Origin of the sequence: Azospirillum sp. A26 (genome assembly GCF_042604635.1) — a bacterium.
GTDB classification, from domain to species: domain Bacteria; phylum Pseudomonadota; class Alphaproteobacteria; order Azospirillales; family Azospirillaceae; genus Azospirillum; species Azospirillum palustre.
The window spans coordinates 115,869-128,883 of record NZ_CP170473.1 but is presented as its reverse complement, the minus strand read 5'-3'; the positions used below and the strand labels follow the sequence as shown (position 1 = coordinate 128,883).

13 protein-coding genes are annotated in these 13,015 nt (G+C 65.6%); 1 reads left to right on the top strand and 12 read right to left on the bottom strand.

What is annotated here, in order from left to right; translation table 11 throughout:
* Nucleotides 1–46: 46 nt before the first annotated feature.
* From ABNQ39_RS15225 to ABNQ39_RS15175, 11 genes are all read right to left on the bottom strand, one after another.
* Entirely contained in the window at nucleotides 47–841 is a 795-nt protein-coding gene (locus tag ABNQ39_RS15225) for a MaoC/PaaZ C-terminal domain-containing protein (protein WP_376961278.1), read from the bottom strand.
* 401 nt (nucleotides 842–1,242) lie between these two features.
* Nucleotides 1,243–2,052, bottom strand: a complete 810-nt coding sequence (locus tag ABNQ39_RS15220) for an enoyl-CoA hydratase/isomerase family protein (protein WP_376961276.1) — start codon at nucleotides 2,050–2,052, stop codon at nucleotides 1,243–1,245.
* An 11-nt stretch (nucleotides 2,053–2,063) separates the two neighbouring features.
* Nucleotides 2,064–2,846: an SDR family oxidoreductase gene (locus tag ABNQ39_RS15215; RefSeq protein WP_376961274.1), complete on the bottom strand. Its 783-nt coding sequence runs from the start codon at nucleotides 2,844–2,846 to the stop codon at nucleotides 2,064–2,066.
* A 23-nt stretch (nucleotides 2,847–2,869) separates the two neighbouring features.
* Nucleotides 2,870–4,819 (bottom strand): AMP-binding protein, encoded by a 1,950-nt coding sequence (locus tag ABNQ39_RS15210; protein ID WP_376961272.1) that lies wholly within the window; start codon nucleotides 4,817–4,819, stop codon nucleotides 2,870–2,872.
* A 94-nt stretch (nucleotides 4,820–4,913) separates the two neighbouring features.
* Entirely contained in the window at nucleotides 4,914–5,636 is a 723-nt protein-coding gene (locus tag ABNQ39_RS15205) for an ABC transporter ATP-binding protein (RefSeq protein ID WP_376961270.1), read from the bottom strand.
* Nucleotides 5,623–6,369 carry an ABC transporter ATP-binding protein gene (locus tag ABNQ39_RS15200; protein ID WP_376961268.1) on the bottom strand — a complete coding sequence of 249 codons (747 nt, stop codon included), beginning with the start codon at nucleotides 6,367–6,369 and terminating at the stop codon, nucleotides 5,623–5,625. Before ABNQ39_RS15200 ends, ABNQ39_RS15205 begins: the two co-directional genes overlap by 14 nt.
* Nucleotides 6,366–7,322, bottom strand: a complete 957-nt coding sequence (locus tag ABNQ39_RS15195; protein WP_376961266.1) for a branched-chain amino acid ABC transporter permease — start codon at nucleotides 7,320–7,322, stop codon at nucleotides 6,366–6,368. Before ABNQ39_RS15195 ends, ABNQ39_RS15200 begins: the two co-directional genes overlap by 4 nt.
* Nucleotides 7,315–8,190, bottom strand: coding sequence for a branched-chain amino acid ABC transporter permease (locus tag ABNQ39_RS15190; RefSeq protein WP_376961264.1), 876 nt, complete (start codon nucleotides 8,188–8,190; stop codon nucleotides 7,315–7,317). Before ABNQ39_RS15190 ends, ABNQ39_RS15195 begins: the two co-directional genes overlap by 8 nt.
* A gap of 74 nt (nucleotides 8,191–8,264) precedes the next feature.
* Nucleotides 8,265–9,449, bottom strand: coding sequence for a CaiB/BaiF CoA transferase family protein (locus ABNQ39_RS15185; protein WP_376961262.1), 1,185 nt, complete (start codon nucleotides 9,447–9,449; stop codon nucleotides 8,265–8,267).
* Nucleotides 9,450–9,741: 292 nt separating this feature from the next.
* On the bottom strand, nucleotides 9,742–10,683 hold the full coding sequence (locus ABNQ39_RS15180) for a LysR family transcriptional regulator (RefSeq protein WP_376961260.1): 942 nt from the start codon (nucleotides 10,681–10,683) through the stop codon (nucleotides 9,742–9,744).
* 43 nt (nucleotides 10,684–10,726) lie between these two features.
* Nucleotides 10,727–10,993 (bottom strand): hypothetical protein, encoded by a 267-nt coding sequence (locus tag ABNQ39_RS15175; RefSeq protein WP_376961258.1) that lies wholly within the window; start codon nucleotides 10,991–10,993, stop codon nucleotides 10,727–10,729.
* Here ABNQ39_RS15175 and ABNQ39_RS15170 point away from each other — a divergent pair.
* The gene (locus ABNQ39_RS15170; RefSeq protein ID WP_376961256.1) at nucleotides 10,979–11,719 is read left to right on the top strand and encodes an IclR family transcriptional regulator; all 741 of its coding nucleotides are present in this window, start codon (nucleotides 10,979–10,981) and stop codon (nucleotides 11,717–11,719) included. The two genes, ABNQ39_RS15175 and ABNQ39_RS15170, sit on opposite strands and share 15 nt — an antisense overlap.
* Before the next feature lie 65 nt (nucleotides 11,720–11,784).
* On the opposite strand, the gene ABNQ39_RS15165 is transcribed toward ABNQ39_RS15170, so the two are convergent.
* A complete protein-coding gene (locus ABNQ39_RS15165) occupies nucleotides 11,785–12,963 on the bottom strand; it encodes an ABC transporter substrate-binding protein (protein ID WP_376961254.1) in 1,179 nt (392 codons plus the stop codon).
* Between the last annotated feature and the right edge of the window lie 52 nt (nucleotides 12,964–13,015).

Genomic DNA, 13,015 nt, shown 5'->3' with positions numbered 1-13,015 from the left:
CTTCAATTCCGATCATCCGCGCCGACGGCGAACCACCGTCCCGCCACTACGTGAATTCGACGAACCCGTTGTTCAGCACCACCGCGTCGCGTTCGACCACCCGCGCCCGGAACGACCCGTCGCGCCAAATCTCGGTACGGATCGTTTCGCCGGGAAAGACCGGTGCGGAGAACCGGAGGGACATCCGCCGCAACCGGTCCGGCCGGTAGTCGGCCAGCGCCCGGAGCAGGGCATGGCAGGCCACGCCGAAGCTGCACAGCCCGTGCAGGATCGGCCGCGGGAAGCCGGCATGCAGTGCCACCGCGGGATCGGCATGCAGGCTGTTGTCGTCGCCGTTCAGCCGGTAGAGCAAGGCCTGCTCGGGCCGGGTGGCGAGGTCGACGATCATGTCGGGCGCCCGCTCGGGAACGGCATGCACCGGCGGAAGCGGTCCGGGCGCGCCCCCGAAGCCGCCGCCGCCGCGCAGGAACGTTGTGCTGCGCGTCACCGCGAGAAGGTCGTCGGTGGCGGCATCGACGATCCGCTTTTCGGTCAGCAGAAGTGCGGCTCCCCCGGCCCCCTTGTCGATCAGGCCGGTGATGCGCGTCCGTCCGATCACCTGCCCGTCCACAGGCAGCGGGCGCAGCAGCTCGATCTGCTGTTCCCCATGAAGGACCGATTTGGGATCGACCCCGCTGTCGTCGCGGCCGAGCCAGAATCCGGGATGGCCCAGCACCACCGCCATGGAGGGGACCGCCGCCAGATCGCGGTGGTGATCAACGAAATCGAGCTGCCGCTCGTCCAGCGGATCCTGCCCGAGCCCGACCGAAAGCGCGTAGAGGATCGCGTCCCGCTTGCTCACGCTCTGGCGGATTTCCGGAATTTCTGTCTTCAGTAGTTTTTCGGCGTCGATCATTGGCGATCCGCTGTTCCCGCAGACGGCGGAACCGCGCCGGGATTTTCCCTTCACACGGGAATTCCCTGCGTGCCGCCGCATGTGTTGTCGGTGCGTGTGGTCGGGCCCGGTTCCAGCGACGGCGTCCCGGTTCATGGGAGCAACGCCGGCCAGCCGGTCGGCCAAGCTGTCGGAACGAGTATCTCACCGGGATTATTGGAATAGAAGGCTTCGATTTTTACGGCCGTGGCAGATATAGGCCGCTTCTATATTTTAAAATCGACCCTTCCATTACCGGTGCACCGATCCGCATGTCGGGCAGCCCGGACACCGCAGAACTGGAAGCGACGTCCGGGCGGTGCGGCCGATCAGACGGAGCAGGATTTCCCGAAGGACGGGGGACGCTTCTCGCGCAGGGACGCCACGCCCTCCCGCACGTCGGGTCCGCTGAACCCCAGGATTTCCAGGGCGGTCGAGGTGTCGAACATCGGTCCGGCCATGCGGAGCCAGTTGTTCAGGGCGTATTTGGTCCAGCGGATGGCGCTCGGCGCCCCCTCGGCCAGGCGGACCGCGGTCCTCAGCGCGGTTTCCTGAAGCTCCGCTTCCTCGACGCAGAGCGCGACCAGCCCGATCTCCTCGGCCTTCTGTCCCGTCATCGGTTCGCACAGCATCAGGTAATACTTGGCCTTCGCCATGCCGCACAGAAGCGGCCACAGGATCACGGCATGGTCGCCGGCGGCGACACCCAGGCGGGTGTGCCCGTCGACGATCTTGGCGTCCTTGGCCGCGATCGGGATGTCCGACAGCAGGGCCGCCACCAGCCCCGCACCGACGGCCGGCCCCTGAATGGCGGAGACGATCGGCTTGGAGCAGTTGATGATGTTGTAGACGAGGTCCTTGGCTTCCTTCCAGACCCGACAGCGCGCGTCGAAGTCACCGATCATCTCGTCGATCATCTCGAAATCGCCCCCGGCGGAGAAGGCCCGCCCCTCGCCGCACAGGATGACGGCGCTGACGCTGGGGTCGCGGTCGATGTCGCGCCAGACGTCGGTCAGCTCGCGATGACCGATGGCGTCCAGCGCATTCATCCGCTCCGGCCGGTTCAGCGTCAAGCGCAGGACGCCGTCCGCCGGACGGTCGAACCGGATCCGCTGGTAGCTGGCATAGAGGTCGCTCATGTCACTGTCTTTCACGTTATGGAACGACGGGAGGCGATGCCGCCATCGACGGTGAAGATCGCGCCCGACGTGTAGCCCGAACGCGGCGAAGCCAGGAAGACGAAGAGGCTGGCGACCTCCGCCACATGGGCCGGACGGCCCAGCGGATAGGCCCGCGACAATTGCCGATAGTCCCCCTCGTCGCCGTAGAGCGTCTTGGCGCGCTTCTTCAGAAGGCCCTCGATGCGGGCGGTCGCCACCGGCCCCGGATTGACACCCACCACCCGGATGTTGTCGTCCAGGCTGCGCCCGCCGAGCGCGCGGGTGAAAGCCATCAGGCTGGCATTGCCCGTGCTTCCGGCGATGTAGTTGAAATCAAAGACTTCGCCGCCGTTCCCGATGTTGTTCAGGATCACGCCGCCGCCGTTCGCCTTCATCAGCCGGTACATCGTCCGCGTCAGATCGATGTAGCCGAAGACCTTCAGCTCCCATCCGGCGCGCCAACGCTCCGCGTCGATCTCCCACAGGTCGCCGCCCGGAATGGCGCCGGCATTGTTGACCAGCACGTCCACCACGCCGCAGACCCCGACGAGGCGGTCGATGGCCCCAGGTTCTGTCAGGTCGAGCGCCTGCACGGCGACGGCGACTCCGTATTCGGCGCGGATCGCCTGAGCCAGCGCGTCGAGCTTGTCGGCGGATCGCGCCACCAGATGCAGCGAGCAGCCTTCGGCGGCGAAGGCGTGGGCCAGCCCCTCCCCGATGCCCTGCGATGCGCCGGTGATCAGCACCGTCCTGCCCTTCAACTCCAGATCCATTTTCCCCTCCTTGCTGCCGCCACCTATTGGCCGATCGCCGCCCTGATCTCGTCGAGCGCGTCGGGGTTGCTCAGGGCGGTCAGGTCGCCCGGCGGGCGGTTCTGGTAGATGTTGCGGATGACGCGCCGCATGCTCTTGCTGGTGCGCGTCTTGGGGATCTGGGTCACCACATGGACCTTCTCCGGCCGGAAGGGCTTGCCGAGCCGCAGTTCGATGTGCTTCCCGACCGCCGCCGACAGCGCCGCGTCGTCGCGCGCGCCGTCGGTTGCGGGAACCACGAAGACCACCAGTTTCTGCCCCTTGACCGCGTCGTCCACCCCGATGGCCGCAGCCTCCGCAACGTCCGGCAGTTCCAGCAGCACGTCCTCCACCTCTGCCGGCCCCAGCCGCTTGCCGGCGACCTTCAAGGTGTCGTCCGAGCGTCCGCGCAGGAAATGATTGCCGTCGCCGTCCCGGATCGCCAGATCGCCGTGGATCCACATGCCGGGAATGGTCCGCCAGTAGCTGTCGAGATAGCGCTCGCGGTCCTGCCAGAAGGCCTTGGTCATGCCGATGAAGGGGCCGAGGACCGCCAGTTCGCCGACTTGGCCGGTCAGGCTGCGCCCGGTCTCGTCGACCACGTCCACCACGATTCCCGGCGTTGCCGTGTTGAAGCCCGACGGAACGATCGGCTTGACCACGACGCTGGACAGCAGGGCCCCCGATACCTCGGTGCCGCCGGTATAGTTGATGACCGGTGCCGTCCCATGGCCGAAATTCTGCTGGTACCACTGGAAGTGTTCGGGGTCGATGCCCTCGCCGGCGGTGATCAGCAGCCGCACGCTCGACAGGTCGCCCCGCATCGACACCGCAGCATTGGCGGCCAGTCCGCGGATCAGGGTCGGCGCGGATCCGTAATGGGTGATGCGGTGCCGTTCGATCAGCCGCGACATGCGCGACCAGTCCGGAAAGTCGGGGGCGCCGTCATAGCAGACCAGCGTCGCTTCCCGCATCAGCGCCATGGTGGCGACCAGCGAGCCGGCGATCCAGCCCATGTCCGCCGGCCAGCAGAACACGTCCCCCCGCCCGACATTGAAGTGGACGGCGGCGTCGTGGGCGATCCTGACCGGGAAGCCGCCGTGGGTGTGGACGGCTCCCTTGGGCTTTCCCGTGGTGCCGGAGGTGTAGATGATCATGAAGGGATCGTCGGGCGACATGCGCGCCGACGCTTTCGCGGCGTGCGCCGTTCCGGATGCCGACACGGCGTTCCAGTCGTGCCACCCGGCGGGCAGTTCCTCGTCCGCCGACCGCTGCTTGACGATGATGCTGTTGAGGTCCGGGAGGCTCGCCGCCGCCTCGCGCAGGTGCGCCAGGACGCCGACCCAGCGGCCGCGCCGGTGGAAGCCCGTGGTGCCGAGCAGCGCCGTCGCCGAGCAGGAGGCAAGCCGTGCCACGATTGCGTCGACGCCAAAGCCGCTGAACAGCGGCACGGCGATGGCGCCGATATGGGAGAGCGCCAGCAGGGAGACGATGCTTTCGATGCCGGTTTCCATCAGCAGGCCGACACGGTCGCCGCGTCCGATGCCCAGGGCCGCAAGCCCGCCGGCGAAGCGGCCGACCGCATCCGGCAATTCCCCGTAGGGAATGCTGCCGACGGTGCCGTCCTCGTGTTCGGCAACGACGGCCGGACGGTCGCGCAGGTCCGGATCGGCGGCGCGGGCCAGAATCGAGTCGACCCAGTTCAGTTCGCCGCCGACGAACCAGCGCGGGAATTCCACACCGTCGCTGAGATCGACCAGCCGGTCGTAGGGACGTTGCCAGACGATGCCGCAATAGTCGGTCACCGTCCTCCAATACCGCTCGGGATCGTCGATCGACAGGCGGTAGAGCGCGTCGTAATCCGATACGCCGAGCAGCCTGCCCAGTTCGGTGACCTTCGCGGATTCGATGTCGTTCGCGCTGGGCGTCCAGACACCGGATTGCTCTTTCGTCACGGACGCCCTCCACACTGGCTGTTCACTTCAGTCATCGAACAGTTTGTCCTTCAAACGAATAATATGCCATGTCCCGCTCCCCCGACGGAGCGGCTCAGATGCCGAGATAGGCCCGCTGGACCGTCTCGCTGCGCGCCAGCACGGCGGACTCGTCCTCGGCCACGATGCTGCCGTTTTCCAGGATGTAGCCGTAGTCGGCGATCGACAGCGCGACCTCGGCATTCTGCTCCACCAGGAGGACGTCGACGCCGGATCGCCCGATGGTCTTGACGATCCCGGCGATGTCGTCGACCACCGCCGGCGCCAGCCCGATGGTGGGCTCGTCGAGCAGCAGGATCCTGGGCGCGCTCATCAGCGCCCGGCCGACGGCGACCATCTGCTGCTGACCGCCGCTGAGGCTGCCGACCGGGGTGGACAGCCGGTCGCGCAGCGCCGGGAAATAGTCGAGCACGCGCGCGAAATCTTCGCCGACCCGTTGCCTGTCCCTGCGCCGGTAGGCGCCAAGCTCGAGATTCTCGCGGATGGTCATGCTGCCGAACAGCCGGCGGCCTTCCGGGACCAGCGACAGGCCGCGCACGACGATCTCGTCGGCGGGCAGGCCGGTGATCGGCTTGCCGAACAGGCTGACGCTGCCGCCGCGAGGCTTCACCAGGCCGCAGACCGCCTTCATGATCGTCGATTTGCCGGCCCCGTTGGCGCCGATGATCGTGGCGATCCGCCCCCTGCGCAGCGCCAGCGAGACACCGCGCAGAGCGGGAACCACGCCGAAATCGACGCTGAGATCCGTGATCTCCAGGGAAAGTTCAGTGGGAGTCATGGCGCTTTCCCAGATAGGCGGAGATGACGGCTTCGTCGCGGCCGATCTCCGCGGGCGTGCCGCTGGCAAGCTTCTGGCCGTGATGAAGGACGACGATCCGGTCGCAGACCTGCATGACCGCCTTCATGTTGTGCTCGACCAGCAGGATCGAACTGCCGTCCTCGTCCCGGATCGAGCGGAAGAGGTCCAGGATGCCGGCGACCTCCGACTGGTTCAGCCCGGTCAGGGGTTCGTCCAGGCAAAGCAGCCGTGGCCCGGTGGCCACGGCGATCCCGATGCTGACCAGCCGCTGGAGGCCGTGCGGCAGGTTGCCCGCCCTTTCGTCGAGATAGGGGACGAGGCGCAGGCGCTTCGCCGTCTCCGCCACACGGGCGCGGCGCGGTTCGCCACGCGCCTGCGGCAGCGCCCCCACCGCGCCGACCAGCAGATTGTCGCGCACCGTCATGCCGCGCATCAGGCTGCCGTGCTGGAAGGTCCGCACCAGGCCCAGCCGGCTGATCTGTTCGGGCGACCGGCCGGTGACGTCGCGCCCGCCGATGAACAGGCGTCCGGCCGTCGGTTTGTGAAAGCCGCTGATCAGGTTGAACGTCGTGCTCTTGCCGGCGCCGTTCGGGCCGATCAGGCCGAGGATCTCGTTGGGACGGATGTCCATGTCGAGATTGGAAACCGCCAGCAGGCCGCCGAAACGGCGGGTCAATGCTTCGGTTCGCAGAAGTGCGGTGGTGTCGGTCATTGTCCACGAGCCTCCCGGACGGCCGGGGCGGAAGCGGCCGGCCTGCCCGGCCGGCGCAGGAGTCCGTCGATCGTGCCGACGATCCCCTTGGGCATGATCAGCACCGACAGCACGATCGCGGCGCCGTAGAAGACATGTTCGCCCGCCCCGAAGCTCAGCGCGACGCTGCCGAGAAGGATCAGGAGCGCGGCGCCGGCGACCGGTCCGAAGATCGACTCCTCGCCGCCGACCTTCAGGTAGGCGAGCGCCATGATCGAGAGCAGCACGCCGAAATCGCCGGGGCTGATGACGGTGTTGGCGAAGGCCTGGAGCGACCCTGCGATCCCGGCGGCGAAGCAGGCGATGGCAAAACAGGTCACCTTCGCCCGGTGCACGTCGATGCCCACCGTCCGCACCACCGCGTCATTGTCGCGGATGGCGGTCAGGACCTTGCCGAAATCGGACCGCTCCACGGCATAAAGCCCGGCCAGCATCAGAACGACCATGGTCATGACGAAGGTGCCGTACCAAGCGTCCAGGCCGGCCGGCGGAAAGATGCCGACCATTCCGGAATTCCCGCCGAGCCAGTCGATCTGCGTGCAGCAGAGCCGCACGACTTCGGCGAAGGCGAAGCCGATCAGCTTGAAATAGGGTCCCTTGATCCGCAGCGTGACATAGCCGAACAGGATGCTGACCAGGGCGGCCATGACGCCGGCTGCCAGGATCGCCGCCAGGAAGGGCAGCTCGAAGCGGGTCGTCAGCAGGCCGGCGGTATAGGCGCCGATGCTGACGAAGGCCGCGGTGCCGAAGTTGAGTTCGCCGAACAGCAGGACCATTCTGAGGCTGGCGGCGATCAGCGCGGCGATGGCGATCCAGTTCAGCAGGTTCGACGCATAGGACGCCGGAAGGAACGCCGCGAGCGCGATGGCGAGGATGGCCGGGGCGCCGGCTTTCAGAATTGCGTGATTATCCATGTCCCATCAACCCCTGGGGCCTGACCAGCAGGACCACCATTACCAGCGCGAAGATGGCGATGCTTGCCCGCGACGGATCGAAGAAGTAGCCGCCGACGCTCTCGACGAGCGCGATGAACAGGCTGCCGACGATGGCGCCCGGAATGCTGCCCAGCCCGCCGACGATCACGGCGATGAACCCCTTGATCAGGTAGTCGGAGCCCAGCGTCGTGGTGACCACCGAGACCGGCGCGATCAGGGCGCCGGCGACCGCCGCCAGCAGCGTCGCGATCATGAAGCCGTGCCGCGCGATGCGCTGGTAGGGGATGCCCTGGAGCATCGCCGCCTCGTGGTCGATCGACGCCGCGCGCAGGGCCTTGCCCACCGGCGTCATCGCCAGCGCCGCGTAGAGCAGGCCGGTCAGGACCACGGCGACGAAGCAGAGCAGGAGGCGCTGGGAGGTCAGCGACGCGCCGAAGACCGACACCGTACCGTCGATGATCGGCGGGACCGATCGCACCGCGCCGCCGAAGACGTCGAGGTAAAGCCCTTCAAGCAGCAGGATCAGGCCGAGCGACAGGATGAAGGATCCGACGAAGTCGCGCTGGAGGCGCTTGAACCCCCATTCATAGGTGACGAGGCCCAGCAGCAGCGAGGCGGCAATGCCGGCCGCGGCGGAGCCGGCGAAGGCCGCCGGCAGCGGCAGTCCGGCGGACGCCAAGTACGGCATCACCACCGCAACGACCAGAGCCGAGAGGGTGAAGAACTGGCCATGCGCGAAATTGACGATGCGCATGATTCCGAAGGTCAGGGTGAGGCCAAGGGAGAACAGCACATAGATGGCGCCGATCTGAAGCCCCGTGGCAATGATTTGCAATGCGGTCTGCATGCCGCATACTCCTTGTCTGCGGGCGGGAATGGACCGGCCGGCGACGGTTGCAGGGGGGTCTGCAGGCGGCCGCGTCAGACGACACCGCTATTCCGGAAATCGGCGATCTCAAGATCGCCGTACCCCAAGCTCTTCATGATGTCGTCGGTATCCGCTCCCAGCGCCGGCGCCGGTCGCCGCTCCGGCCGCGCCCCCGCCGTCAGCCTGGCCGTCGGCGCCACGAGCGGAATCGCAGCGGAAAGCCCGGGCGGCTGCACCCAGTCGAAATGTCCGCCTTCGGCATGCTGGGGTTCGACCAACGCCTCGGCAGGCGACAGCAGCCGGCAGCCCGGGACACGGGCTTCCGCCAATTCGGCCAGACACTCCGCGCTGGTCCGCGGCGCGCACCACTCCGCGACGATGGCGCTCAGGACCTCGCCATGCTCGCCGCGCCCGATATCGTCGGCGAAGCGCGGGTCGTCGATCAGCCCCGGCGCTCCGACGAGCCGTGCCAGGCGTTCGAACATGTCCTGGCCGATCACCTGGACGAATACCCACCCGTCGCGCGTCACGAAGAGGTCGGAAGGTCCCGAAATCGGACTGCGGTTGCCGGTCGCGGTTCGGGAGCGGGCGCCGGAAGCCTCCTCGATCAGCACCGGATTCATGATGGCAAGCGCCGTCCCCAGCAGCGAGGCCTCGACCAGCTGCCCCCTCCCCGTCCTGTACCGGGCCAGGATGGCCGCCAAGGCCCCATAGGCCGCGGAAATCCCGGTGCTGTAATCGACATAGGAGGTGGCCGACCGGAAAGGCTGGCCGGGCAGGCCGGTCAAGGCCATCGCACCGCTCATCGCCTGGCCGGTCACATCGAAGCCGATGCTGTCCTTGCGCGGCCCGCGCGAGCCGAAGGCGGTGATCGAGACCAGGATGATGTCCGGCTTCACCGCGCACAGCGCCTCATAGTCCAATCCCAGGCGGCGCGCGGCCTTGGGCGGAAGGTTGACCACCGCCACGTCGCTGCCCGCCACGAGGCGGGTCAGGATGTCCCGTGCCTCCGGTTGCGTCACGTCGAGGGTCAGCGACCGCTTTCCGCTGTTCATCTGGTGATAGACCGCGCCCTCGCCGTCCGGGGTGAGCGGCATCACGTAACGGTCGTCGTTGCCGCTGGGCCGCTCGATCCGGATGACCTCGGCGCCCAGACCGGCCAGCATCGCCGCGCAATAGGGGGCGGCGATGTATCGGCCGAAATCAAGGATCCGGATGCCCTCCAGAACCCCGTTCATTCCCATATCCATGCCCATTCGCTCCGGCTTGGGATCGTTCTTCCGAATAGAAGAACCTGCAAGACGCTCCCAGGATTGCCAATTTTCTTTGACTGGGCTTCTTTATATCGAAGTCACACAGAGTAAATATCATCTATTTTTCCTTGATACCGGATAGATAAAATCTATACGTCGCTCCAATATTCCTTTATGGTTGATCTTCTGTTTTTTTAATTTTGTATCTTATTCAGGAACAGGATCGGCAACCAATTCAGCTAGGCACCGGTTTCTGACAGGGGAGCGGGCATGCCGATCAGCGTGTGGTGGCAAGTTGGGCCCGCAGGTTGAAGCGGTTTATCGCCTCCTCCAGGATCGTCCCGATCACCGATTCCACCTGGAGGCTGGCGCTGCTCGCGGGCCGGTCGCCGCGGCGCGCCAGATAGGCGGTCCGCTTCAGCGCCGGCTTCTCGATGGGAACCAGGATGACGCGGCCATCGTGGACCGCATCGAAGCAGGCCGCATGCGAAAGGATCGTATAGGCGCTAGCCCGGTCCACCAGCTTCAGGATTTGCGCAAGCGAGTCGACCTCCATCACCACATTGGTCGCGGTGCCGGTCGAGCGGGCGTGGCGTTCGATGATCTCCCGCAGTCCATGGGGGCGGCTCGGCAGCACGAGCGGCAGCCTGCAGACGTCGGAGAAGCTGCATCCTTCGACGGCAACGCCGTCGACGACCTCCGTCGACGGCCAGTGATCGGGTGCGGTGACGAGGTACAGTTCTTCGTTGAGCAGCGGCTTGACGACGAGCTGGTCGGAATCGGGCGGGTCGTAGAGACAGGCGATGTCGACATGCCCCGACGTCAGCCAGTCGAGGACATAGCCCGACATGGATTCGATAATGCGCAGGCGGACGGCGGGAAAATCGTTGCGGACCGTCTCGGCGAGCGGCACGCTCAACAGAAGGGCCATCGAGGGCGGCAGGCCAATGGAAACAGCGCCCCCGGCATTGGTTCCCCCCAGGTTCCTGACCTCCTGCACGGCGACATCGACGTTATGCAGGATGTCCCGGCTGTGACGCGCCAGCGCTGCACCGGCCTCCGTCAGGCGCGTGCCGCGGGGGGTCCGCACCATCAGCTGCACGTCCAGTTCCCTTTCGAGCTTTCCGAGGACGTCCGACAGGGATGGCTGGGCGATGCCAAGACGTGCCGCGGCAGCGGACACCGACCGGTGATCGACGATGGACAGAAAATAGCTCATCTGCCGGAATTCCATGCTCTTCCTCCCTTGCAGGCAATTCTTGTTATCGCCGAATATTGGATGAAGATTTCAAAACACCTTCATTGATCCGGCCATTATTTAATTTACCAGCCAACTTGAGCTTGACTTCTTTTTTTGCGCCGATGATGCTGCCGACGAGTTCCGAGGGCATATCACGGCCCGTCCGGTTTGTATCGCTCAACCGACGATCAGGGAGGCTATCATTCACAATACGGAAGATCAATCGGTATATGGAAACGATGCGGCGCCCGCCTCGAAGGATGTCGGGGCCGTCGTGAATGCCGTCCATATTCTTCGCTTCCTCTCCAGCGCGACGGCGCCGGTGGGGGTGGCTGCCGTGGCCCGTGGGACGGGGATCAGCCCGAGCACCTGTTTCAACATCCTGCGCACGCTGGCGCGGGCACGCTTCGTCGCCTTCCACAGCGCGGACAAGAGCTACACGCTGGGCTTGGCCGTGGCGGAAATGGCGGCGGGGATGATCGGGATCGGCCATGCGGAGCTGATCCGTCCGGAACTGGAACGGCTGGCCCTCAACTATGACATGCTGATCGTGCTGTGGCGGGTCACCGAGAACGGCCATCTCGTGCTGATCGACCGAGCCCACAGCCACACGGCGGTCAGGGTCGAGATGCGGATCGGGCTTCGCGTGCCCCAGTTGATCGGCGCGATCGGCCGCTGCGTCGCGGCGGCGCTGGACCTGCCGTCTTCCGAACTGCGGCGGCGCTTCTCGACCTTGCGCTGGCAATCGCCCCCCAGTTTCGAAACCTACGCGGCGGACGTTGCCGCCGCGCGCGAGCGCGGGTGGGCAATCGACGATGGCCAACTCTATCGGGGAATCATCACGGTCGCCGCGCTGGTGACCGACGGAAACCGCCAGCCGCGGTTCGGGATCAGCGGCATCACGATTTCCGGCCAGCACTCCCTGGAGCGGCTAGCAGAACTGGGAAACGACCTCCGCGAGGTGGCGGAAGTCGTCGGCCAGTCACTCTTCCGCGGAACAGCTAGCACTCGATGAATGGTATTCGGAATGGAGAATGCCCAAGATCTCCGAGGCCTATACCGGCAGGCCGCGAACTATCCTCACTTCAACGGGCATTTCGCCGCGTAGACGTCACGGTGCTCCTTCATGACGGCGTCGCCCAACTCGATGACGGGCTCTCCGCCGGCACCCTTGACGACCGTTCCGGCGAACAGATCCTGGATCGGGAAATGATTGGTGTTGAACTTGAAGTTTCCACGGACCGAATGGAAGTCGGCCGCCTTGATCGCCGCGAGGAAGGCTTTCTTGTCTTCGATCTTCCCGTTGACCTTTCCGATGGCGCTGTCCAGCAGCCGGCCGGCATCATAGGCCTGCGCAGCGGTTGCTGAAGGCGCGTATTTGTACTTGCGCATGAAATCCGCGACGAATTTCCTGTTCTCTTCGTTGCCTCCGATATGACTCCAGTTATCGGTCACGGTGATACCGAGCGCGGCGTCGCCGATGGCCGGAAGGTTCATGTTGTCGACGGAGTAGGACATGTAGAGCGGGAACTGCTCCTTCATGCCGCTCTGCACGAACTGCTTCACGAATTGGATCGCCAGCCCGGACGGGTAGAACGCAAACACGGCGTCCGGCTTCGCCGCCCGCAACTGAGCCAGTTCAGCCGCAAAATCCAGTTGGTTCAGAGGCGTATAGACCTCCCCCACGATGGTGCCCTTGTAGTACCGTTTGATGCCATTGATCACGTCCCGGCCGGACAGGAAGTTCGGCGCCATGACGTAGAGCTTCTTGACCCCCTTGTTCTGCAGCACCGATCCCATGGCCTCGGCCAGATTGTCGCCCTGCCACGATGTCGAGAAATAATATTCGGAGCACTTGTCGCCAGCCAGGGGAGAGGGCCCGGCGTTCGGACCGATCATGACCGTCTTGTTGCTCGTCACCCGTTCCGACGCCGCCAGCAGGGCACTGGAAATCACCGGCCCGACGACGACGTCGACCTTGTCGAACTCGACGAACTTGTCCGCGATCTGACGCGCGACATCGGGCTTCTGCTGGTCGTCCTCGAGGAGGACTTCCACCGGCAGCCCGCCAAGCTTGCCACCGGAATGCTCGATGGCGAGGTTGAATGCGTCGCGCGCATGGATCCCGATGACGGAGTTCGTCCCCGACAGGGTCGCAACGAAGCCGATCTTGACCTTGTCGGCCGCTTCGGCACCGGTGACCCAGCAGGATGCAAGCGCCGCGATGCAAGGAACAATGACGGATTTGGTCCGGATCATGGCCGTGTCCTCCTGTTGGCCGGTCTTGGCGACCGGCCTGTTGTCATTTCAG